Source organism: Caballeronia sp. LZ019 (assembly GCF_031450825.1).
Classification (GTDB): domain Bacteria; phylum Pseudomonadota; class Gammaproteobacteria; order Burkholderiales; family Burkholderiaceae; genus Caballeronia.
The window spans coordinates 402,127-424,347 of sequence record NZ_JARTVZ010000001.1 but is presented as its reverse complement, the minus strand read 5'-3'; the positions used below and the strand labels follow the sequence as shown (position 1 = coordinate 424,347).

Genomic DNA, 22,221 nt, shown 5'->3' with positions numbered 1-22,221 from the left:
GTGAAATCATTGTGTGAGAATCATGTCTTGGTTAGAAGGGACAAGAATCGTCGATCTGACTAGTCCAAGGATCACGCATGCGGAATCCGCAACACGCACTGAAGATCGATATCGACCGGCGCCAGACACTGCCGATCTATTTGCAGATCTGCGAGCGCTTCAAGGCCGCGATCGGGGCGAGACACCTCAAGCCCGGCGACCGCGTTCCCGCACTGCGCGCGCTTGCCACGCAGCTCAACACGGCGCGCGGCACGGTGGAAACGGCCTACGACATACTCGTCGACGAGGGCTATCTCCAGATGCGCGGCGCGGCGGGCACTTTTGTGTCGTCGTCGCTGCCGGCATCGGTTGTGAACTCGGCAGCGCCTCGGGTACGAGAATGCGCAGATGTGCCGCGCGCGAAACCGGCACCGGCAATAGGACTCGGCCATGAAGCCCGCCCGCTGCGTCCCGGATTGCCCGCGCTGGATGCTTTTCCGCGCAAAGTGTGGAGCCGCATCATCGCGCATCGGGCGCGCAGCGTAGATTTAGCCTCGCTCACTTATCCCGACCCCGCCGGCTTCGGGCCGCTTCGCGAACGCGTTGCGACTTATCTGGGCCTGTCGCGTGGTGTCGAGTGCGAGCCAGAACAGGTGTTCGTGACGAGCGGTTATCGCGCGTCGCTTGAACTCATTCTGCGCAGTCTTGCGAAACCGAACGACAGCGCCTGGTTCGAAGAGCCGGGCTATTTTCTGGCGCGCGACTTTCTCAATCAGGCGGGGCTGAAGCTCGCGCCGGTGCCGGTAGATCACGACGGGATCGACGTCGATGCCGGGCAGGCGCACGCGCCGCACGCGCGCTTCGCCATCGTGACGCCGTCGCATCAAAGTCCGCTCGGCGCGACGCTTTCGCTGGCGCGGCGCATGAAGCTGCTCGACTGGGCGGGACGCACGGGAAGCTGGATCGTCGAGGACGACTATGACAGTGAGTTTCGTTACGCCGGGCGACCGCTGCCCGCGCTGAAGAGCCTCGATGTCGACGACCGCGTGATCTACTGCGGCACCTTCAGCAAGGTCTTGTTTCCCGGGCTGCGGCTGTCTTATGTGGTCGTTCCCGAGCGGGCCATTGCACGCTTCGCGCAACTCACGACGAGCATGAACGCCGGACCGCCTTACCTGTTGCAGGCGGCCGTCGCGGACTTCATCGCACAAGGGCATTTTGCGCGGCATCTGAAGCGCATGCGCGCGCTCTACGCGGAGCGCCGCGAGGTCTGCGCCCGGGCATTGGAAAAAGCGTTCGGGGAGAAGGTACGCATCGAGCGGCCGTCGGGCGGCATGCATCTCGTGATGCTGTTCAACAACGTCAGCGGCGTCCCCGTCGACGATCTCGCCATTGCCGCGCGTGCGCAGGAAGCCGGGCTGGCGGTGAGCGCGCTGTCGTCGTGGCATATCGGCGCGCGCACGAAGCGCACCTTGCGCGGCGTGGTGCTCGGCTTCGCGAACGTTGCGGACGAAGCCGAAGCGACGCGGCTCGTGCGCCAGTTGCGGCGCGCGTATGACGGCTAGAGCGTCACGGTGGCGTTCTGAGTGTTGAAGAGATCGTGTTGCGCGAGCGCTTCGCGCGCCGCCTTCATTGCTTCGGTCACGGCTGCCTCGCCGCGCACGAGACCTTGCAGCAGCAGAAAATGCACATTCGTTACGCCGATGCAACCGAGCGCATAACGCAGATACGGCGAGAGGAAATCGCGCTGTAACGCATGCTCGCCGCTGTGATGACCACCCGAGCCGACGATGACGAATGCCGGCCGATCGCGCAACAGTCCCACCTTTCCTTCCGGCGTGCTGGCGAAGGTGCGATGAATGCGCAACACGTAATCGATCCACAGCTTGAGCGCGGCGGGCACCGTGAAGTTGTGCATCGGCGTGTTGATGATGAGCACGTCCGTGGTTTCGATCTCGCGGATCAGTTGTTCGGAAAGTTCGAAATGGCGCTCATCCGGCTCGCGCGACGTGATGGCGCGCGCGTAGTCGCTGGTGAGCGGCGGCAAAGGATATGCGGCAAGGTCCCGGCTAACCATGTGGCTTTGCGCGCGTGCGCCGAGCTTCCTGATCATGTCGAGCGCAAGCTGATAGCCGTGGCTGGCTTCGCGATGCGGGCTGGCATTAATGAACAGCACCTTCATTGCGCGGCCTCCTTGTGGATCGGCTGAAGCGACTCGACGAAATGCATGCCTTTTGCAAGCAGGCCGTTGCGGAAGTAAAAGCGCTGCGCGAACGGCATGTGCAGGCCGGTATCGAGTACGAGATGCGCGCAATCAGAACGATGCGCGATGTCGCGGACCTGGTCGAGCAGCCCCGCACCGATGCCGCTGCGTTGCTGCCGCGCGGTAACAATGAGGTCGTCGACATAGAGGAAACGACCGTACAGCGTATTCATCTGCAGACGATAGCCGGCGAGGCCGAGGATGGCGCCCGATGCGTCGCGAGCGGCCAACAGGCGATAGTGTTCTTCATGCTGACGCCGGACCTGTGCAGCGAAGCAGGTGGCGTCTCGCAGATGCGGACGCAGTTCCTGCATGATTGGAAAGGCTTCGGCCCATTCGTCGGGCGAATCAAGATGCTGGAATTCGGGCGGTATGTTCATTGGCGTTCTCCACAGTTCATGACACACACGATATCGGAGCGATGACTTAGTCATAAGGGCCAAAAATCGTGTCACGGACTAGTCCATCGGATCGACTGGTAATGCGTTGTCTATTGCGACGACTACCGGGTGGTCAATGAAAACTTCAACGCGGCCGGCCCCTCGTTGCGAGGTCAGAGAGAATCACCTGTTCGCATCCCTCGTCCGAGCGGTGGACGGGGCATCCAGGGTGCGCCGATGGCGACGGCTCACCCAAACTGCACGATGGTGTGTGTAGCGCGATCCATCGCATTGAGCTGGCGCAGTCCGGCCAGTTGCAGACGCTCGTCATGCCCGCCTAGCAGTCGCCCGAACGACTGTTGCACGTCCGTTTGCGGCCGTTGGGTCACCGGCACAGAAAGATGAATCGAGCCTGGGTGGCCGAGAGGCGCAGATGAACGAAATTGAACAGGTCGCTAACCGGGACGCTCGGACCGAGAATACAAAGAGGACCGGCGACCTCTGCTTTGCGCCATTGGAGAACGGCGTCGCGACGGCGACGGAGATCGCCGCCAACATTCCAACGCCGGTTGCCGTTGCGGTCGATAGATAGGGGCGAAAAAACTAACCTATTCCCACTAAGAGTCACGGTCGGTTCCGGGCGCAAATCAACACCCGCTGGCTCATCGTCGCAAAGTCTCCAATAACAGCTTGCGGAACCATTGGTTGCCTTCGTCCGACCCGTAGAGCTCATGCCAGTGAATCGTCGATTCAAAATGCGGCAGGTCAATGGGCGGCGGGTACACCGCGAATTGATTCGCGTCGTTGAAGATGTCGGCGACGCCGCGAGGCAGGGTTACCATCCAGTCGGTGCGCAAGAGTATCTCCGGCGTTACGTTGAAGTGGGACACGCGCAGCGCAATGCGGCGATACAGTCCGCCGAGCCGCAAAGACTCCTCGATCAACACGTGACTCCGATCCAACGATGCGACTGCGACGTGAGACATTTGCTGGAACTGTTGCGCAGTAAGTCGCCTGGCCGGCATGCCGGGCCGCTTGCGGGTCATGCAAGCGTACTCATCTTTGAACAGCAGCGCGTGCTCCGTTGTCGTCTTCAGCGATGGCAGGTTCCCGATGGCGAAATCGAGCTGCCCGAGCCGCATGCGTTCTTCAACTTCAGTGACAGGAACTGCTTCGGCTGCGATCCGAACGCGCGGCGCGACCTGTTGAAGTTTTTCGCAAATGGATGGAAGGAAAGCCTGCTCTCCAACATCCGACATCGACACGCGGAATTCGCGCGTACTGGTCGCAGGATCGAACGGTTCACCGTGACGCAACGCCTCCCTTGCAGCCGCAAGGGCCCGGCCAATTGGATCCTTCAGCCGCTGTGCTACGGAGGTCGGCAACATGCCTTCCGGCGTGCGCACGAATAACGGGTCATCAAACATTGCGCGAAGCCGTCCCAATGCGTAGCTCGTGGCCGGCTACGAGAGGCCCAAGCGCTTGCCTGCATGAGTCAGGCTCCGCTCTTCGAGAACCGCTTGAAACACGCGAAGCAAGTTAAGGTCGACCTTATTGAAATCCGCCACGTTTATACCGTCCATATTATTTATGAATTTGACGGATAGTACAGGGAAGACACGTATAGATCTGCAGAGAGCCTCCGGAGGGTCTTGCCGTTCGACAGGTCGTGCACGATCAGTCCGCCCAGGCCCGAGTCGGTCAGATACATCGTCGAACCGTGAAAACGCAGATCGTTCAGTTGAGCGCCGATGGGCAGGATGGCGTCGTCGAAGCGCAGGACATCGAGCACGCGTCCGGAGTCGGGATCGAGCCGGACCAGCTTTTGAGCGCCTCGGTCGAGCGTCTTATTGACGTACGGGAAGGCTGTGGCGTTCAGTGAACCCTGATCCACACACCAAACGGTGTCGTCCGAGAAGATGTGCACGGAGAGATCAACCATAGCGGTTGTACATCGTCTCCACTGCGCGCCTGTTCGCGAGAATCGGAATGCTGAATTTGGTGGTGCGCGAAGCCTGCCCTTCAGGCGCGACCTTCAACGAGGTCTGGTCAGATAAGCGTGATGGTGTCGGTTATTGCTCATCAAAGCCGCTGGCCTGCATCGGCGAATCACTGCGGATAGCGGTTGGCCGTCCGAACTCACGTGGCCGCAGTCCCGCATGAAACCAGTCGATCAGGCTGGCGATATCAAATACTGGCACGCCAAAACGCTCAGCGATCAATGCCGAATAGGGCGCGAAGTTGGCGCACTCGCTGACGATCGCGCCCACTTCAGGATGCTGCTGAAGCAATCGGGCTGCGCAATCGAGCACGTCCTGCGCCTGTTCATCGAAGCTCACGTGCGCCGCATCATTCATCTGGTTTTCAAAGAAGCGTGAAGTTTCGGGCAAGCCGACGACGGGCGTCGTCGGGTCGGCGTGCGCGGCGACGAGGTGCGACGCCGTCAATGCCGACGACTTCGCGGTCAGCACGCCCACACGCTGATTGCCCGGCAGCACGCTCGCCGCGAGCGCAATCTGCAGCAGGCTCGATGTAGCGACGGGCACCACGCAGCGTGCCGCAATGTCCTCCTGGAACGCGGCAAGAAAACCGCAGCTGGTCGCAACGCCATCGACGCCAAGACGCGCGAGTCGGTTGGCGGCATCGACGAAACGGTCGATGAGGGGGGCCGCCGCGCGCCGGTCGCCCGCGGCGGCCGCCATCACCATCGGGCCGGTCACGCCTTCCATAAGCGCGTATTGGACGGGAAAGCGCCACGTTGCGCCATGGCCGATATCGCCGGGCAAGCGCGCGAAGCCGGTATCGAGCATCAGGATGCCGATGCTCACGCCATGCACGGTGCGTGTGCGCGCCGGCTTCATCAGTTAATGAAGCATTTGCAATCGGCAAGTGAGGGCGCGATCGGAAGACCAAGCGCCGCCATCTTCGCCCGATTGATGATCGCGACATAGTCCTGAGCCTGTGGCCGATAGACCGCCAGCGCGGACGGCTTCGCGCCATGCAGCATCTGCACTGCGAGATCGGCAGCGTGCGCGCCTTGCGATTCGTAGGACGGCGCATACGCCACCGCAACGAGATTGCCCTTCTTGATGAGTTCGTGCTCCGCGCTCAAAATCGGCGCCTTCATGCGATCAGTCACTGACGCAAGCGCGGGCAGCGCCGATTGCACGAGGTTCGATCCGATCGCGTAGAAAAAGCCGACGCCCTTCATGGCGGCGGCGCGCTGCGGCACGTCGATGGTCGCATCGACCGATGTCGCGATCATGGTCAGCTTCGCGCGCGCAGCGGCAGCCTTGAGACTCGCCACCGCTTCCACGTCGTTCACTTCGCCCGCGTTGTACAGTACCCCGAACGATGTCGCGTCGGGAAACACGCGTTTCGCGAAGGCGAGCACGGCATCGTAATCGGTGACCGTCGCCGTGCCGACGATGCGATCGCTGCCATGCGCCCAGTCCGGCACGAGACCGGCGGCGACCGGATTTGTCACCTGCGCGAAAATGAGCGGGATCGAGCGGTCCGGCACATTGCGCACCGATGCCTGCGCAACCGGCGTCGTCACCGTGAGGATCACAGCGGGATGTTTCGCGACGATCTGCGCGAGCGACTGCGGCACGAGGCCCGGCGTGAAGTTCGCATCGCTATAGACGTATTCGGTGTTGCTGCCTTCGATATAGCCTTGCTTCGCCATTTCGTCCTTGAATCCGGCGATGGTGCGCGAAAGCGCGGGGTGCGGTCCGAAGTTCGCAATGCCGATCACGGTGCGCGCCTGTGCGCAGGCACTACCCGTGTGCAGCAATGCCACCGAGAGCGCGAGTCCGCACAGCTTGCCCGTCAAGTCAGAAAGAGAACGCATGCTGGATGCCCGAAGAGTTGGCTGCTTGCGATTGTGCGAACGAAGGCCCGCATGAGCGAGCCGACAAAATAAACAAACCCGATTGCCTATGTAATTGGCCGCGTGTCCTCGCATTGCCCGGCGCATCGCACGGAAGATGCACGTACGAAGCGTGCGTATGGGGGATTTCACGCACGTTCGATGAAGCGTCGAGGGCAAGCGTGAGTCAAGCGAGCCTCAAATGGAGGATTTCGGTTCTAAGTTTTTTTATCGGATTGCCGGTTCGAGCGGCGGTTTTTAGTCTGCGTGGCGTGGCATCCAGCCATGCACTAGCGCTGCTTGCAACGCCCCGACCTCACGACGCTCAACGCCGCCTGAACGAGACAAGAACATGAAACGAATTTGCTCTACCGTGCTGCTGCTTGCAGCGGCCACCGCCGCACACGCGCAAACTTCGCCCGCCGACAACAGCGTCACGCTGTACGGCGTGCTGATGGAAGGCCTCATCTACACGAACAATTCGCTCGCCGGAGCGTCGCTGTCGACGGCCAATGGTCCAAGCCGCTGGGGCATGCGCGGCGTCGAAAATCTGGGCGGGGGCTTGAGCACAGTGTTCCAGCTCGAAGGAGGTTTTGATCCGAACTCGGGAAGATCGGCACAGGGTGGCCGCGAGTTCGGCCGTCAGGCTTTCGTGGGTCTGCAATCGAAAGACTACGGCACGATCACTTTCGGCCGCCAATACGACGTGACGCAGGACTGGCTCGCGCAGTATTCGGCGGCGTACATGTGGAACGGCTATGCCGCGACCGTCGGCGACAACAACAACTTCAACTTCCAGTTCCGCACCAACAACGCGGTGAAGTACGTGTCGCCGAACTATCGCGGCTTGCAGGGTGCGGCGATGTACAGCTTCGGCGGCGTCGCCGGCAGCTTCGGGAACCAGAGCGCATTCAGCTTCGGCCTGAACTATGCAAACGGCCCGGTGACCTTGTCGGCGGCGTACATGCACATGAACCATCCGGCGATTGCATCGAGCGAAGGGCTGTGGAACACGGCGCTATTCGCGTCGATATCGCCCGAATCGCCGACCCTCGCGCTCGCGGTCTCGCCATCGAGCATGGAAATCTACGGCGCGGGGGGATCGTTCGTAGCGGGACAGACGACCTTCGGTCTCGTCGTCACGCATAGCCGATACGACGATCTCGGCGTCGCCGAACTGGGCCTCGCCAACGGACGCGCGGGCTACACCAACATCGAGGCGAACGTGAGCCGGTACATCACGCCGGCGTATCAGCTCTCGTTCGACTACACGTACACGTTGGGAAAGGTGCAACCCACGGATTTTTCTCCCAAGTATCATCAGTTCTCGCTGTTTAACAACTACTTCCTGTCGAAGCGCACCGCGCTCTATCTCGACGCCATCTTTCAGCTCGCCGCCGGCGATGCGCAGCACGCGAACATCGAATATGCGAGCAGCGGCGGGGCATCGACGAGCAAGCGCCAGCTCGCGGTGACGGCGGGCATCTTCCACCGTTTCTGATCGAATGAGCGATACCGCCGCGACCCTCTCCGGAGACGCTTCCTTGCCTGACACCTTTTCGCCAGCGCGTCGCAGCGGGGCCGCGATCTTTGCCGACGCGTTGCGCCGGTTCGACGTGCCTGTGGTGACGTTCATTCCCGGCGAAGGCATTCTGGAACTCGTCGATGCCCTCGCCGTGCGCGCGCCCGCGATCCGTCTTGCGAGCTTCCGGCACGAAGCCGGCATGGCCTACGCAGCGCAGGCCATCGGCCAGTTGAGCGGCCAGCCCGCCGTGTGCCTCGCGGCCCGCGCGCCGGGCGCGTTGAACACGACGCTCGCGATCCACACCGCGCATACCGACAGCGCGCCGCTCGTGATGATCGTCGGTCAGGCGGACATGCAGTGCTCCGAGCGCGAGGCCATGCTCGGCGTCGGGCATTTTCATCAAGTGTTCGGCCCGCTGACGAAGTGGGTGGGGCTGATCGAATCGGCGTTGCGCATTCCGGAAATGCTCGCGCGGGCGTGGCATGTCGCGATGTCGGGCCGTCGCGGGCCGGTCGTGCTCGTGCTGCCGGAAGACGTGTCGCGCGAGATGGCCGATGTCGCCGACCTGCCCCGTCCGGCGGCCATCGCCGCCGCGCCCGCATCGCATGATCTCGCGCGCTTCGCGACGCTGCTGGCCGAGGCGCGGCGGCCGCTCCTGATCGTCGGGGGAACCGGCTGGCAAGCCGCGTCGCTGAAGACGCTGACGGCGCTCGCCCGCGCGCACGGCTTGCCTATCGCGACGACGTACCGGCGACGGGATCTGATCGATCACGACGATCCGAACTTCGCGGGCGAGATAGGCCTCGGTATCGATCGCGCGCTGGCGGCGCGCATCGGTGAAGCCGATTGCATCATCGCGTTGAATGCGCGTCTCGGCGAGCTCAACACGGTCGGCGCGGGAGCGTTCAGCGGCTTCACGCTATGGACGCCGCCGCGCCAGGCGAACGTGCTGGTGCATATTCATGCCGATGCAAGCGAGCTCAACGCTGCGTATCGCGCGGACCTCGCGATTCCCGCCGATGCCGACGCCTTCGTCGGCGCTTGGGCCGCTGCCGCCGATGCGCCCGCTCCGGGCGATGAACGCATCGCATGGGTTCGCGCAGCGCGAGCAGACCGCATCGCGTTCGTTGGAAGCGGACGATGTTCCGGTCCGCTCGATCTGCGCGCGGTATTTGAATCGCTCGATGCCGCCTTGCCCCGCAATGCGCTCGTCGCGTCCGGCGCGGGCGCCTATGCGCTGTGGCCGCAGCGGTATCTGCGGCATCGCCGGCCCGCCACGCAACTCGGCCCGAAAAGCGGAGCGATGGGCTACGGCCTGTCCGCCGCTATCGGCGCCGCGTTGCTCGATCCGGCGCGGCGCGTGGTCGCTATCGCGGGCGACGGCTGCTTCATGATGCACGCCGAAGAACTCGAAACCGCCGTGCGCCTCGGCCTGAACCTGCTCGTGATCGTGGTGAACAACCGCGCTTACGGCGCGATCGGCAACGCGCAGCGGCGGCTGTTCGACCGCACGACGGGCACGGCGCTCGGCGTCATCGACTTCGCCGCTTTCGCGCAGTCGTTCGGCGCGCGCGGCGAATCGGTCGATACCACCGAAGCCTTCGCGCCGGCGTTGCAGCGGGCGTGGGCATCGGGCGGCGTGTCGCTGATCGAATTGCGCGTTCCTTCCACTGTCACCCGGCCCGTCGATTGACGGCACTTCAAGGCAAACGATGAATCACTCTCTATCCGGCAGGCACGTCGCCGTGGTCGGCGCGGGCATCGCGGGACTCACGGCCGCTTACCGGCTGAAGCAGGCGGGCGTGCGCGTGACGGTGTTCGATGCAGCGGGCGTCGTCGGCGGACGCATGGGCGACCGGCGCACCGGCGATCTCGTCTACAACAGCGGCGCGCGCCTCGTCTATCCGTTCGGGCAGGCGTTCAACCGTCTCGTCGATGACCTCGCGATGCACGACGCCCTCGTGCCGCTGCATCGGCTGACCGCGCAGTGCAAGTCGCCGCAGGGCGAGCACACCATCGAACTGATGCCGTCGCCGCGCTCCCTGGCGACGCCCGGCCTTGGCGCCGGCGAACGCGTGCGCCTCGTGGCTCACGCCATCGCGATGCTGCGTGCGAAGAAGCAGGTCGATCCCGACTGGGCGACGAGCGCGCTTGCCGTCGATGCGCGCCTCGACGACATGACGCTTGCCGCGTATATCCGCGAGACGCTAGGACCGAACGTGCTTACGCGCATGATCGAGCCGGTCTTCCGGGCGACGCGCAGCTTCAATCCGGAAGATCTGTCCGCGCTGTTCTATGTATCGACGATGCCGCATATGGTCGGGCAGAGCACGGTGAATACGCTGAAAGGTGGCATGGGCCGCGTCTGCCACGCGCTCGCAGCGCAACTGGATTTGCGGACCGGCTTGCCGGTGCGCAAGATCAGGCGTCATGCCGACGGCGTCGAACTCGCGCTGCAAAACGGCGAGCTGTTTCGCGCCGACTATGCGGTGTGCGCGGTCGAGGGGTCGCTGGCAAAAGCAATCGTCGATGAACCCACGCAAGCCGAACGCCGGATGCTCGATGCCGTGCGCTACAACTCGCTCGGCGTCGTCCATTACGGTTTTGCAAAGCCGCTGCCGCCGATGATGCAGTTCGCAATGCGCGGCCTGCCCGGACGCATCGCCACGTATCAGCAGTTGCCCGCTGCGCCCGCGAACGGCCGGCCGCTTACGCAGATTTACTGCCAACTCACGCCGGAAGCCGCCAGTGAAGCCGTGCAGCGCGGCGTCGAACATGAACTCGATGTCCTTATTCGCGATGAATTGCGCGCCCGCATTCCCGGCTTCGACCGGCATGTGGTGGCGGTTGCGAATCAGTGGATAGCGCGCAAGCTGCCGGTGTTTTCGCCGGGCTACGGCGCGCGCGTGAACCAGTTCTGGCGCTGGCAGGAGCAACGGGCGGATGACTATTCGGAAGCGCGCGCGGCGCCTGTCGTGTATTGCGGCGACTGGCTGTCGCAAGCGCTGCTGACGGGCGCCTGCGCGAGCGGCGAGCGCGCCGCGCGGATTCTCGTCGAACGCATGCGCGCTGCCGTGCCGCGCGTGGCCGCCTGAAATATAGGCAAAGCGGCGCGAGTTGTAGCCAAACGGCAATTGCACCGCTCGCTTTAATGTCGCGCAAAACAACGGTGATAAAAATATCGCCGAGCCGCCGTCCGCTCCCGTCGCGGAGCGCCGAACCCGATACCCGGAACACAACATGAAAGAACGCTTCAGCACGAGCGCACGCTCGACGAACCGCACGTTGTCGACAGCACTGGGCGCGATCTGCGCGGCCGTATTCGCCGTGACCGCGCTGCCGGCCGCGGCGGACCAGACCGTCATCGGCATTGCCAACCTCGGGCCGCATCCGTCGCTCGAAAAGACCATCGACGGCTTCAAGCAGCAGATGGCGAAGGAAGGCTATGTCGAAGGCAAGAACGTCAGCTACGTCTACAGCGACGCCAACTTCACGCAGGCCCTGATGCCGCAGATGTTCTCGCAGATCGCCGCGAAGCATCCCGCGCTTATTCTCACGGTGACGACTTCGGTCTCGCAGGTGGCGCGCTCGGCGGTGCCCGATGCGAAGACGCCGCTCGTCTTCACCGAAGTGACCGACCCGGTCGCGGCTGGCCTCGTGCCGGGCTGGAAGCAGGGCGGCGACCGCTTCACGGGATCGTCGGACCTGCAGGATTTCGATGCCGTGCTCGCCTTCGCGAAGAAGGCGTTCCCCGGTGTGAAGTCGTTCGGCACGCTCTACAACCCCGGCGAAGCGAACGACGTCGTGACGACGAAGGCGCTCGAAGCCGCGGCCGAGCGCGCGGGGCTCACGTTCAAGGCCGTCAGCGTCGATACGGTCAACGACATCACGCAGCGCGCGCAACTCTTGAAAGGCGTGGGCTTCGTGTACATCACCGGATCCAATCTCGTGCAGTCGGCCATCCCCGCCGTCGCCGCGAGCATGCAGCGCCTCAAGATTCCGGTCCTGAGCTCGGAGACCGAGTTCATCAAGAAGGGCATGGCGACCGCGTCGTATGCAGTGTCGCTGGAATCGGTCGGTGCGAATGCCGCGAAGCTCGCGGGCCGCGTGCTGAAGGGCGAGAAGACATCGGCGCTGCCGCCCGTATTGCCGACGCAATCGGACTACGTCACGCAGATCAGCAAGAGCCAGTATCAGGCGCTGGGGTTGACGGTGCCCGCCGCTTTCGAGGACTGCAAATGCTTCATCAACTGAACGGACGCAATCGGGCCAAGGTAACGACGATGCGCGAGCGCCACATTCCCATGCTGTCGGCGGAGAAGATCTGCAAGACATTTCACCCCGGCACCGTGGATGAGCGCATCGCGTTGTCGGATGTATCGCTCAAGCTGTTCGCCGGCGACTTCGCTGTCGTGGTGGGCGGCAACGGCGCGGGCAAGTTGACGTTCCTCAATCTGCTTGCAGGGGAAGTCACGCCCCACAGCGGCGCGATTGTGATCGACGGACGCGATGTGACGCCGCTGCCCACGCACAAGCGCGCAAGGCATATCGCCCGGGTGTTCCAGGACCCGTCGGTCGGAACCGCTGCGGCGCTAAGCCTCGAAGAGAACCTCGCGGTGGCGAACCGGCGCGGCCTCAAGCGATCGTTCGGGCTGGGGCTCACGAGCGCGTTGTCGAAGGAATTCTGCGACCGCATGGCGTCGTTCGACCTCGGGCTTGAAAAGCGCCTGAAGACGAAGGCGTCACTGCTGTCGGGTGGCCAGCGTCAGGCATTGTCGCTGTTGATGGCCGTGCTGCAGCGCCCCGAACTGCTGCTGCTGGACGAACACACGGCCGCGCTCGATCCGCGCACGGCGGCCATCGTAATGCGCGTGACCGAGCAGGTCGTGCGCGAGCAGAGCCTCACGACGATGATGGTCACGCACAACATGCAGCACGCCATCGACTTCGGCAATCGCCTGATCATGATGCGCGACGGACGCATCGTCGGCGATTTGTCCGGCGACGCGAAGCGCGCGATGACCATCGAGAAGCTGATGGCCTACTTCAACGAGGAGCCGGCGACGGCCGTGACGGTGAACGCATGAACTTCCTGAGTGGTTTTGTCGATCTGGTCCCGGTCGGCCTGATGCAAGGGTTGACCTATGCGTTGATCGCGATTGCGATCATGATCCCGTTTCGCATCCTCAACTTCGCCGACATGACGGGCGAGGGCGCGTTTCCGTTCGGCGCGTGCGTGTGCGCGAAGCTGCTGATGCTCGGCCTCAATCCGGTGATGGCCCTGCTCGGCGGCGCGCTGGCGGGCTTTCTCGCGGGAATTGTCACCGGCTATATCCACGAGAAGGCGAAGGTCAACACGCTCCTGTGCGGCATTCTCGTGTTGTCGATGCTCTACTCGATCGATATCCGCGTGATGGGCCAGCCGAATGCCGCGCTGTTCGCGTTTCCCAGCGTGTTCTCATGGCTTCCCGGCGATGGCGGCGGCTATCTGCCGCGTATCGCGATGCTCGGCGTGATCGACGTGGCGATAGCCGCGTGCGTATTGTGGTTCCTCGGCACTGAGCATGGACTCGCGATGCGCGCGATCGGATCTAGCGCGTCGATGGCGAAGGCGCAGGGCATCAACGTGAAGGTGTACACACTCGTCGGTCTCGGCCTGGCGAACCTGTTTGCCGCGATGGGCGGTGCGATGCTCGCGCAGAACCAGGGTTTCGCCGACGTGAATATGGGCTTCGGCGTGCTCGTGAACGGACTCGCTGCGCTGCTGCTCGGCGAAGCGGTGATCGGCAATCGCTCGATGACGCGGCAGGTGATCGCGCCGGTCATTGGCTCGATCATCTACTTCCAGTTGATCTCCGTCGTGCTCGCGCTCGGGTTCCAGCCATCTGACCTCAAACTCGTGACGGCGCTGTTCGTGCTCGGCACTTTGCTGTCGATGGCGACGCGCAAGAAGCGCGGCGCGTCGAAGAAAAAGCTCGAGCCGGTGGGCGCGAAGGTCTGACGCTGCGAACGCTCGAGAAAGAAGGGCCGCCCGGGAGATTCGAGCGGCCCTTGTGCATTGCGCCTCGATCAGCGCAAGCCTTGCCAGCGTGCGTAGGCGTGGTCGTCGTTGAGGCCGAACTGATCGATCACGCGCTGCACCGTGTAATCGACCAGTTCGTCGATGCTGCCAGGCTTTGCATAAAACGACGGCAGCGGAGGCATGACTACCCCGCCCATCTGCGTCACGAGCGTCATGTTGTTCAGATGCGCGAGCGTGAGCGGCGTTTCACGCGCGAGCAGCACGAGCTTGCGCCGCTCCTTCAGTGTGACATCGGCTGCGCGCGTGACGAGGTTGTCGTCGAGACCGTGCGCGATGGCCGCGAGCGTCTTCATCGAGCACGGCGCGATGACCATGCCGTCATGCTGGAACGATCCGCTCGCGAGCGTCGCGCCGATCTCGTTCGGCTCGTGCCACTGGTCGGCGCGCGCACGCATCGCGTTGCGATCGAGCGCCATCTCGTCATGCAGCGTAAGCCATCCGGCGCGCGAGACGACGAGATGCGTTTCCACCGCGCGTTCGCGCAGCGCCGCGAGCAGACGCACGCCATAGGCGGCGCCCGTCGCGCCCGTGATCGCAACGACGATACGGCGTGGGCGTTGCGCCATCATCGCAACGCCCGCGCGACGGCTTGCGGCAGATAGTCTTCGAGCACGAGCGTATCGACGCCCGGAATCGACTTGCGATCGAACTCCGCTTCGCGGCCCCAGGGCTTCGTCGCATCGATGGCGAGACGTCCCCAGTGATCCTTGTGGGCATCGCGATAGAAGCCAGGCACGTTTTCGATGACCATCGTGCGCGTGTCCGCGCGCCCGCGTGTGAGGAACGCCCAGATTACCTCGTCCATGTCGTAGATGTCGATGTCCTTGTCCACGACGATGCACAGCTTGTTGTAGTCGAGATGCGAGCCGAGCGCGGCGAGGAGCGCGTGTTGCGCATGGCCGTCGTATTGCTTGTCGATCTTGATGATCGTATTCATCACCGTGGGCTTGCACGTGACGTCCAGCACGCCGCGCACCTGCGCCGATATCGTCTTGTAGATGCGTGCGGCCGTTGCCGCTTCGAGCGGTCGCAGGTCTTCGTCGGACCCGCAAATGAGGCCATGAAACACCGCGCCTTCACGCCAGCCGACATGCGTGACTTCGAACACATGGTTGTCGCCGACTTCGACGTAATAGCCCATGAATTCGCCGAACGGACCTTCGGGACGCCGCTCGTTCGGCAGGATACGGCCTTCGATGACGATCTCGGCGGCCACCGGAATGTCGAGGTCGACGGTAAGCGCGCGGCGCATCGCGAGCGGGCCGCCGCGAATGGCCGCGGCGAGCGCGAGTTCGTCGCCTTCCGGCGGCAGCGACACGCACGCGCTGATGAACAGCTCGGGCGCCGCGCTGATCAGAATGGCGGCTTCGAGCGCCTCGCCGCGCGCTTCCGCTCGCAACTGGTACTGCGCGAGGTCGTGACTGCTGCCGAGGCGAATGCGCAGTTCGTCGTCGGAGACGACCATCGAGCGATGGAACGAGAGGTTCGGCACGCCAGTATCCGGGTCCTTTGCGAGAAAGATGCCCGAGGTAATGTACGGCGCGCCGTCGCGTTCGTGATACGTGAGGATCGGCAGGTCGGACAGCTTGCCGGTGATCCAGTCCGATGGCATCGGCACATGTTCGACAGTGTTGTCGAGAGTCGATGCAAGCGTTATCTCGCGATCCAGACGCGCGCAGAACGTCTCTTCCGGCGCGCAGCGGATAATTTCGCGCAGACGGTCGTGATCGCTATAGAGATTGAGCAGCACGGGCAGCTTGCTGCCGCGGACGTTTTCGAAGAGCACGGGCTTCGTTGTTTCGCGCTGCAGGCGTCGCGCGACGGCGGCGGCTTCGAAGCGCGGATCGACTTCGCGCGTGACGGTCAGCAAGTCGCCGCGTGCGCGCAGCCGGGAGAGGTAGTGTTTCATCGTGAAAGAAGGCATGACGAGGGATGAGCGCGGACTGCGCGCCTGTGGCTTTCTTATACCCGCGGCATTTTTTGCCGGGATGCGCAAAGAAGCCGCGATCATAGGAGAAGCGGTTTTTTTCGCCGGGTCCGTCGATGCATCGCGCTCGGGTCGCCACGATACTTTTGGCGACCCATAATGCAGGTTCATGAATGATCGAGCGCGCGTCCAGGCAGTAGTGCCGCACGCAACGGCCAGGAGACAGAATGACCGATTCACACGCTGGACTCTTCAGGAATGCGCTCGCAGGCCGGCAGGCACGCCTCACCGAAGCGTTCTATCAGCTGCGCGTGCAGCCCGATTGCGTGAGCGTTCCGGAGTTCGGCTTATACGGCGGAACCGTCACGGTGCCAGGCGGTGCGGAAGAGGGCGTGTGGAAGATGGCGAGCATCCGCGACGAAATCTATCTCGTCGTATCGGACTGCAACTATGCGCATAGCCGCTCGGAGAAGATCCTTCCCGAAGGCTTCGTCGAGTTTCATTTTTCGATTGCCGGACCGGCGAGCGTTGACTTCTCTGATACAGGGCATCTGCATGTCAACGCGCCGAATCTCCTCGTGTGCAGCCAGGGCGCGGACGTGCAGTATCAGGTGACGTGCGGGCCGGGGCCGTGGCAATCGGTCGGCATGTATGTGACGCGGCGCTATTTCGACCGCCTCGTGCATGCGCTCGGGGGCGAGGCCGACAAGATTCGCGCGGAGCTGGCGTCGATCGATCGCGATCAGATCTACAACCGGCAGATGCCCTTTAGTGTCGACGCGCTGCAGATTGCCGAGCAATTGCTGGCATCGCCGTACAAGGGTGCGCGTCAGCTTTTCTATCTCGAAGGCAAGTGCAACGAAATACTGTGCGCGTGCATTGAAATGTGGCTCGCGCATCTGCGCGACGATTCGCCGGGCGAGACGCTTTCCGCGCGCGATCTTCGGCTGATCGAACAGGCGCAGCGGATGATCGTCGCGGACTTGCGCGTCGCGCCGACGATTCCGGAACTGGCGCGCGCCGTTGGCACGAATGCGTCGAAGCTGAAGCGCGGTTTCAAGTTTCTATATGGCATGACGATCTTCGAATACGGGCATCGGTGCCGCATGAATCATGCATTGCGATTGCTCGTCAACGAGCGCTTGCCCGTTGGACAAGTCGCCCTTGCGACGAGCTATCAGCATCAGACGAGCTTCACCGCGGCGTTTCGCGACTACTTCGGCTTCGCGCCGAAAGATGCGCGGCGTCTCGCGAGTCCTTCCACGCAGCAGCGCGATGCACCGGAAGCCGCGCGTGCAAGAAGCGAAACGCACAACACGGATACCGCGGACAAGCGTTGATATCGGAACAACGCTCTCAGTTGTAGGAAATCGGCCGCATCCGGCGCGCGTGGCTGCCGTGTCGAAATATCTGTTGTTAGCATCGTCCTTACTTTGGACAACCGCCCAATTACCGGGCAGACAACAGACCGGAAACACGATGAAGTCAATTAAGGTACGCAATCCGCGCACGGGCGAACACGACTACGAATTCAATGCGGCATCCACGGACGATGTCGCGCGCGTGATCGCGCAGGCACGCGATGCGCAGCGCGCATGGAACGCGCTCGGACTCGAACATCGCACGAAGGCGCTCGGCGAATGGGCCGCGCAACTCGAGGCGAACGGCCAGGAAATCGTCGATGCGCTGTCCGTCGATACGGCGCGCCGCCGCATTTCCGAGGAAGAACTCGGCGCGGTCATTCACTTCATCCACGGCTTTTGCGATGCCGCACCCGAAGTGCTCGCCACGCCGTTCCGCAAGCTCGAAGCGCATCCCGATGTCGTATTCAAGGTGACGTATGCGCCGTATCCGGTGGTCGGCGTCATCAGCCCGTGGAATTTCCCGCTCGTGCTGTCCTTCATCGATGCGATTCCCGCACTTGTCGCGGGCGCGGCCGTCGTCATCAAGCCGAGCGAAGTCACGCCTCGCTTCGTCGAACCGCTCAAGCGATCGCTCGATGCGGTGCCGGCGCTCAAGGGCATCGTCAATCTCGTGCAGGGCGCGGCCGAAACGGGCGCGGCGATCGTGGCGCAATCGGATGCCGTCGTGTTCACCGGCAGCGTGCCGACGGGCCAGAAAATCGCGGCAGCGGCGGCGCAAGCCTTTGTTCCCGCGTTCCTCGAACTCGGCGGCAAGGATGCGGCCGTCGTGCTCGAAGGATCGGACGTGAAGCGCGCGGCGACCAGCATTTTGCGCAGCGCGCTCTATAACTCGGGTCAGGTTTGCTATGCGATCGAACGCGTGTACGCGCACGACTCGCTCCACGATGCGCTTGTCGCCGAACTCGCGACGCAAGCGCAGACGCTCAAGCGCAGTCACGCAGCGGGCGACGGCGGTCACTACGGCCCGATGATCTTCGGTCAGCAGGCGTCCATCATCGATGCACAACTCGACGATGCGCTCGCGAAGGGCGCGAAGATCGTGCTCGGCGGCAAGAGCGAGACGGTGAACGGCGCCGTGTGGATCGATCCGACCATCGTCACCCATGTGACGCACGAGATGACGCTGATGACGGACGAGACTTTCGGGCCTGTGGTGCCGGTCATGCGCTTCTCGACCCCGGACGAAGCCGAGCGCCTGATGAACGATTCGATGTTTGGCCTGAGCGGCGCGGTATTCGGCCCGGACACGCACACGGCCGGCGACTTCGCGACGAAGATGGAAGCGGGCGGCGTGAGCATCAACGATACCGAACTGCCGCGCGTGATGATGTTCGCCGGCGAGAAGACTGCGTTCAAGAAGTCGGGCATGGGCGGATCGCGCTATGGCTCGACCAGCATCATGCGCTACGTGAGAAAGCGCGCGCTGCTGGCGAACGAGGGACCGGTGCCGCCGCTCGACAAGCTGGCGGAACTCTGATGAACGAAGGCGCGTCGGACGACGCGCCTTTTTTCCGATCCCGCCCGACGCTCTATCGTCTGTTCTCGGACACGTCGAATCTGAGGTATGGAGGTGAGTGGTGCCCTGCCTTCAGCATGGCGCCAGCGGCGCGCTGCGTAGCGTCAAGGATCTGCCGGGTCTGCCCGTTATCGGCAATCTCTTTTCAGTTAGCGCCTCCGAACCTGCATCTGACGCTTGAGCATTGGGCGAAGCGATATGGGTCACCTTATTGCGTGCAACCGGGCACGCTGCCGACGAGCGTATGAACTGTAGGGACGCAGGGCAGACCTGCTCCAGCCCGTGATGCGAGCGGCCCTGGGTCTACGGACGCATCGCGCCTGATGGATCCCGTGCTCGCTAAACTCGGCGGCAATGGCGTGCTCCGCGGAAGGCGCGGTATGCGCGCCACAGCGACGGCTCGTGAGGCACGCGCGGTTTCCGTCGAACATCAAGTCCTTCTTTCCAGCGCGTGCGGCCATCGCCGAGAGTTTCTCGTCCGTCGGCAAGAGGCTGCGAGCGCGCGCAGAACTCTAAATAACCGACGAACGCACACGCTATACCGTCACTAACGAGTTCGGTCACATTCGGTGAATACCCGCATACGCTGGAACGTGAGCGCGGTGTCTTCGGGAACATCTCGCGCTGATTCCGCCTGCACTGATGAGGCGCATTTCGGCGCTCGTTCCGTATTGGCGCGTCAGCCTACACAGCACAGGCGTCTTGTGCGTGCGATGGCAAGCGTGCATGACTCTGCAATTCGGAGATGCGTGTCTGCCGACGTCGTCTCTAATGGAGCGAGTTCTTCTTTTTCCATTGACGTTCAGATGATCACGCTGCTGGCCGGGGCAGAGTAGATGCCGTTCTCAGCCAGATGTTCGCTCTCGCAATGTGTCTGACGGCGATTCTCCGAACGCTTTCGCGTAGGCAATCGAGAAACGGCCCAAATGGAAGAAGCCGCAGGCTAGTGCAATATCTGCGATGCGGGCCCGCGGCCCTGCCGCAAGCAGCGCCTCGCGCGCCTGCTGCATGCGGACATCGCGCAGAAACTGCATCGGGCTGATGCCCCGTGCGATATGAAACCGCTCGCGCAACGTCCTCGCCGATACTCCCGCCGCGCGAGCGATGTCCTCGAGTTGCAACGGCTCGCCCGCGTGCGCGCGCATGAATTCTTCAGCCCGCCTGACGAATGCAGGCGCGAGCGATGACTGCGCAAGCGCCGCACGCGGCTCGCTCGGCAACGCACAAGCAAGCAGATCGATCAACAGCCCTTCCATGTGTCCGGCGACATGCGCATTCGAACGTGCGCTTTCCAGTAGAGCCGATGATCCCGTGAGCGCCCGCAACTGCTGCATCCATCCCTGCAAGGGCGGACTGTCGATGCAGATGCGCGGCGACAGCAACGCGCCGGCTTCACGGCTCGCTCGTCTGAACGCGTCGGCGTCGATGCGAAGGACGAATTGCTCGCAGTCCGGCGACAACGACGCGTCGAACGGCTGGCCCGGCGCGCACAGCACCGCGTTATTGCGATCGACGGCGAGCGTGGCATCGAGCGTGCGGACCTCTGCGTGACCTCGCAGACAGAACATCAGAAGATAGTAGCCATCGACGGATTCGACATCCACATGCATGGACGTGCCGAACGAAATGGCGCCGAGTCCGAGGCGGCCCAGCTTGACGAAGTCCATGTATGAATGCCCGCGGTCCTTACCCGAAGGCACCAGCACATGCGGCTGCATGACCCGCGAGATAAGGTCGCGCGTCTCGTCGAGATCGTTAGATTCGAAAAGCCGATAGCTGCGTAACGCGTCGGGCGCGAAAAAAGTCGGGGACATGGCTATGCGAGCGAAAGCAGATTAAACCGCCGTTTTTGGATAGTACGTGAATCAGCGCCGTTTTTGGTGGATAGACCCGCCATTCTCTCTCTTCAAAAATGCGATGACACCGTGACGTATCGATTACGGCGCCCCCGCAACAGGAGAACATCCGTGGAAACGGCTGAACTGGCTTTTCGTCCGCAAGGTCCGACCGATTCGGATCACGTTCATTTCCCGCACGACGACGGCTCTCGCGTGCCCTATAAAGTCTTCAGCTCGCAAGCCGTCTACGACCGCGAGCAGGAGCGCATCTTTCGCGGCCCGACCTGGAATTTCGTCGCGCTCGAAGCGGAAATTCCCAAAGCCGGCGATTACAAGAGCACGTTCGTCGGCGATACGCCTGTCGTCGTAACAAGGCTGGAGGATGGCGGGCTCGCCGCGTGGGTCAACCGCTGCGCGCATCGCGGCGCGTCCGTGTGCCGCAAATCGCGCGGCAACGCGACATCGCATACCTGCGTGTATCACCAGTGGAGCTTCGACAACAGCGGCAATCTGCTCGGCGTGCCGTTCAGGCGCGGGCAGAAGGGCATGACCGGCATGCCCGCCGATTTCGACCCGAAGAATCACAGCCTGCGCAAGCTGCGCGTCGATAGCTACAAGGGCCTCGTCTTTGCGAGCTTCAGCGATGAAGTCGCGCCGCTGCCCGAGTATCTCGGCGCGCAAATGCGCCCGTGGATCGACCGCATCTTTCACAAGCCGATCGAATATCTCGGCTGCACGCGTCAGTATTCGAAGTCCAACTGGAAGCTCTACTTCGAAAACGTGAAGGACCCGTACCACGCGAGCATGCTGCATCTGTTCCATACGACGTTCAACATCTTCCGCGTCGGCATGAAGGCGCGCTCGATTCCCGACGCGACGCATGGCCTGCACAGCATCATCACGGTGACGAAGACGGGCGAAGACACGTCGTCCGCGTACAAGCAGCAGAACATCCGTTCGTTCGATGAAGGCTTCGCGCTCGAAGACGATTCCATTCTGGGACTCGTCTCCGAATTCGAAGAAGACACGACGAACCACATTCAGCCCATCTTCCCGCAACTCGTCATCCAGCAGATTCACAACACGTTGGTCGCGCGCCAATTGTTGCCGAAAGGGCCGAACAACTTCGAACTGGTTTTCCACTTCTTCGGCTATGCGGACGATACGCCCGAGCTGCGCGCGCTGCGCATCAAGCAGGCGAATCTCGTCGGCCCCGCCGGTTACATCTCGATGGAAGACACCGAAGCGACCGAGCTCGTGCAGCGCGGGACCGTGCGCGATGCGGATGCGACTTCCGTCATCGAGATGTCGCGCGCCAATCCTGATCAGCAGGATACGGTCATCACCGAAAGCCTGATCCGCAAGTTCTGGGTCGGTTATCAGCAACTGATGGGCTATTGAGCAGCGAGGCGACGC

General features: G+C 62.9%; 18 protein-coding genes and 1 pseudogene. 10 read left to right on the top strand and 9 right to left on the bottom strand.

Features of this window, described 5'->3' with window-relative positions; all coding sequences use genetic code 11:
• Nucleotides 1–77 precede the first annotated feature (77 nt).
• Nucleotides 78–1,544, top strand: coding sequence for a PLP-dependent aminotransferase family protein (locus tag P9255_RS01835; protein WP_309768588.1), 1,467 nt, complete (start codon nt 78–80; stop codon nt 1,542–1,544).
• On the opposite strand, the gene P9255_RS01830 is transcribed toward P9255_RS01835, so the two are convergent.
• The 6 genes and pseudogenes from P9255_RS01830 to P9255_RS01805 form a co-directional block, all read right to left on the bottom strand.
• A complete protein-coding gene (locus P9255_RS01830; protein ID WP_309768587.1) occupies nt 1,541–2,161 on the bottom strand; it encodes an NAD(P)H-dependent oxidoreductase in 621 nt (206 codons plus the stop codon). The two genes, P9255_RS01835 and P9255_RS01830, sit on opposite strands and share 4 nt — an antisense overlap.
• Nucleotides 2,158–2,622, bottom strand: coding sequence for a GNAT family N-acetyltransferase (locus P9255_RS01825; RefSeq protein ID WP_309768586.1), 465 nt, complete (start codon nt 2,620–2,622; stop codon nt 2,158–2,160). Before P9255_RS01825 ends, P9255_RS01830 begins: the two co-directional genes overlap by 4 nt.
• A gap of 662 nt (nt 2,623–3,284) precedes the next feature.
• Nucleotides 3,285–4,190 (bottom strand): annotated as a pseudogene (locus P9255_RS01820) (LysR family transcriptional regulator).
• 20 nt (nt 4,191–4,210) lie between these two features.
• Complete coding sequence (locus tag P9255_RS01815; RefSeq protein WP_309768585.1) at nt 4,211–4,564, bottom strand: hypothetical protein; 354 nt, start codon at nt 4,562–4,564, stop codon at nt 4,211–4,213.
• A 130-nt stretch (nt 4,565–4,694) separates the two neighbouring features.
• The gene (locus P9255_RS01810; protein WP_309789078.1) at nt 4,695–5,483 is read right to left on the bottom strand and encodes an aspartate/glutamate racemase family protein; all 789 of its coding nucleotides are present in this window, start codon (nt 5,481–5,483) and stop codon (nt 4,695–4,697) included.
• Nucleotides 5,483–6,475, bottom strand: coding sequence for an ABC transporter substrate-binding protein (locus P9255_RS01805; protein ID WP_309768583.1), 993 nt, complete (start codon nt 6,473–6,475; stop codon nt 5,483–5,485). Before P9255_RS01805 ends, P9255_RS01810 begins: the two co-directional genes overlap by 1 nt.
• A 370-nt stretch (nt 6,476–6,845) precedes the next feature.
• Here P9255_RS01805 and P9255_RS01800 point away from each other — a divergent pair, with 370 nt between their 5' ends.
• The 6 genes from P9255_RS01800 (at nt 6,846) to P9255_RS01775 (ending at nt 14,019) form a co-directional block, all read left to right on the top strand.
• The gene (locus P9255_RS01800) at nt 6,846–7,994 is read left to right on the top strand and encodes a porin (protein WP_309768582.1); all 1,149 of its coding nucleotides are present in this window, start codon (nt 6,846–6,848) and stop codon (nt 7,992–7,994) included.
• Between the two features lie 43 nt (nt 7,995–8,037).
• On the top strand, nt 8,038–9,711 hold the full coding sequence (locus P9255_RS01795; protein ID WP_309768581.1) for a thiamine pyrophosphate-dependent enzyme: 1,674 nt from the start codon (nt 8,038–8,040) through the stop codon (nt 9,709–9,711).
• Between the two features lie 19 nt (nt 9,712–9,730).
• A complete protein-coding gene (locus P9255_RS01790; protein WP_309789077.1) occupies nt 9,731–11,113 on the top strand; it encodes an NAD(P)/FAD-dependent oxidoreductase in 1,383 nt (460 codons plus the stop codon).
• 145 nt (nt 11,114–11,258) lie between these two features.
• Complete coding sequence (locus P9255_RS01785; protein ID WP_309768579.1) at nt 11,259–12,272, top strand: ABC transporter substrate-binding protein; 1,014 nt, start codon at nt 11,259–11,261, stop codon at nt 12,270–12,272.
• Between the two features lie 50 nt (nt 12,273–12,322).
• The gene (locus P9255_RS01780) at nt 12,323–13,105 is read left to right on the top strand and encodes an ABC transporter ATP-binding protein (RefSeq protein ID WP_404980243.1); all 783 of its coding nucleotides are present in this window, start codon (nt 12,323–12,325) and stop codon (nt 13,103–13,105) included.
• Nucleotides 13,102–14,019: an ABC transporter permease subunit gene (locus tag P9255_RS01775; RefSeq protein ID WP_309768578.1), complete on the top strand. Its 918-nt coding sequence runs from the start codon at nt 13,102–13,104 to the stop codon at nt 14,017–14,019. Before P9255_RS01780 ends, P9255_RS01775 begins: the two co-directional genes overlap by 4 nt.
• Nucleotides 14,020–14,087: 68 nt before the next feature.
• Here the strand turns inward: P9255_RS01775 and P9255_RS01770 are convergent, their stop codons facing one another.
• Entirely contained in the window at nt 14,088–14,666 is a 579-nt protein-coding gene (locus P9255_RS01770) for a UbiX family flavin prenyltransferase (protein ID WP_404980242.1), read from the bottom strand.
• Nucleotides 14,666–16,009 carry a UbiD family decarboxylase gene (locus P9255_RS01765; protein WP_309768576.1) on the bottom strand — a complete coding sequence of 448 codons (1,344 nt, stop codon included), beginning with the start codon at nt 16,007–16,009 and terminating at the stop codon, nt 14,666–14,668. The genes P9255_RS01770 and P9255_RS01765 overlap by 1 nt, the downstream gene beginning before the upstream one ends.
• 245 nt (nt 16,010–16,254) lie before the next feature.
• Between P9255_RS01765 and P9255_RS01760 the strand changes: the two genes are divergently transcribed.
• On the top strand, nt 16,255–17,367 hold the full coding sequence (locus P9255_RS01760) for an AraC family transcriptional regulator (RefSeq protein WP_309789075.1): 1,113 nt from the start codon (nt 16,255–16,257) through the stop codon (nt 17,365–17,367).
• A gap of 139 nt (nt 17,368–17,506) precedes the next feature.
• A complete protein-coding gene (locus P9255_RS01755) occupies nt 17,507–18,928 on the top strand; it encodes an aldehyde dehydrogenase family protein (RefSeq protein ID WP_309789074.1) in 1,422 nt (473 codons plus the stop codon).
• Nucleotides 18,929–19,812: 884 nt separating this feature from the next.
• Here P9255_RS01755 and andR read toward each other — a convergent pair.
• The gene (gene andR, locus P9255_RS01750; protein WP_309768573.1) at nt 19,813–20,781 is read right to left on the bottom strand and encodes an anthranilate 1,2-dioxygenase regulatory protein AndR; all 969 of its coding nucleotides are present in this window, start codon (nt 20,779–20,781) and stop codon (nt 19,813–19,815) included.
• A 153-nt stretch (nt 20,782–20,934) separates the two neighbouring features.
• Between andR and andAc the strand changes: the two genes are divergently transcribed.
• Nucleotides 20,935–22,206 carry an anthranilate 1,2-dioxygenase large subunit AndAc gene (gene andAc, locus P9255_RS01745; protein ID WP_309768572.1) on the top strand — a complete coding sequence of 424 codons (1,272 nt, stop codon included), beginning with the start codon at nt 20,935–20,937 and terminating at the stop codon, nt 22,204–22,206.
• The last annotated feature ends 15 nt before the right edge of the window (nt 22,207–22,221 follow it).

What these genes read in the sequence shown, in the direction of transcription:
- P9255_RS01760 (WP_309789075.1), top strand. Translation starts at nt 16,255, where the DNA reads ATGACCGATTCACACGCTGGACTCTTCAGGAATGCGCTCGCAGGCCGG.
- P9255_RS01770 (WP_404980242.1), bottom strand. Translation starts at nt 14,666, where the DNA reads ATGGCGCAACGCCCACGCCGTATCGTCGTTGCGATCACGGGCGCGACG.
- P9255_RS01810 (WP_309789078.1), bottom strand. Translation starts at nt 5,483, where the DNA reads ATGAAGCCGGCGCGCACACGCACCGTGCATGGCGTGAGCATCGGCATC.
- P9255_RS01765 (WP_309768576.1), bottom strand. Translation starts at nt 16,009, where the DNA reads ATGAAACACTACCTCTCCCGGCTGCGCGCACGCGGCGACTTGCTGACC.
- P9255_RS01830 (WP_309768587.1), bottom strand. Translation starts at nt 2,161, where the DNA reads ATGAAGGTGCTGTTCATTAATGCCAGCCCGCATCGCGAAGCCAGCCAC.
- andR (WP_309768573.1), bottom strand. Translation starts at nt 20,781, where the DNA reads ATGTCCCCGACTTTTTTCGCGCCCGACGCGTTACGCAGCTATCGGCTT.
- P9255_RS01755 (WP_309789074.1), top strand. Translation starts at nt 17,507, where the DNA reads ATGAAGTCAATTAAGGTACGCAATCCGCGCACGGGCGAACACGACTAC.
- P9255_RS01800 (WP_309768582.1), top strand. Translation starts at nt 6,846, where the DNA reads ATGAAACGAATTTGCTCTACCGTGCTGCTGCTTGCAGCGGCCACCGCC.
- P9255_RS01790 (WP_309789077.1), top strand. Translation starts at nt 9,731, where the DNA reads ATGAATCACTCTCTATCCGGCAGGCACGTCGCCGTGGTCGGCGCGGGC.
- P9255_RS01780 (WP_404980243.1), top strand. Translation starts at nt 12,323, where the DNA reads ATGCTGTCGGCGGAGAAGATCTGCAAGACATTTCACCCCGGCACCGTG.
- P9255_RS01835 (WP_309768588.1), top strand. Translation starts at nt 78, where the DNA reads ATGCGGAATCCGCAACACGCACTGAAGATCGATATCGACCGGCGCCAG.
- P9255_RS01785 (WP_309768579.1), top strand. Translation starts at nt 11,259, where the DNA reads ATGAAAGAACGCTTCAGCACGAGCGCACGCTCGACGAACCGCACGTTG.
- P9255_RS01825 (WP_309768586.1), bottom strand. Translation starts at nt 2,622, where the DNA reads ATGAACATACCGCCCGAATTCCAGCATCTTGATTCGCCCGACGAATGG.
- P9255_RS01805 (WP_309768583.1), bottom strand. Translation starts at nt 6,475, where the DNA reads ATGCGTTCTCTTTCTGACTTGACGGGCAAGCTGTGCGGACTCGCGCTC.
- P9255_RS01815 (WP_309768585.1), bottom strand. Translation starts at nt 4,564, where the DNA reads ATGGTTGATCTCTCCGTGCACATCTTCTCGGACGACACCGTTTGGTGT.
- P9255_RS01775 (WP_309768578.1), top strand. Translation starts at nt 13,102, where the DNA reads ATGAACTTCCTGAGTGGTTTTGTCGATCTGGTCCCGGTCGGCCTGATG.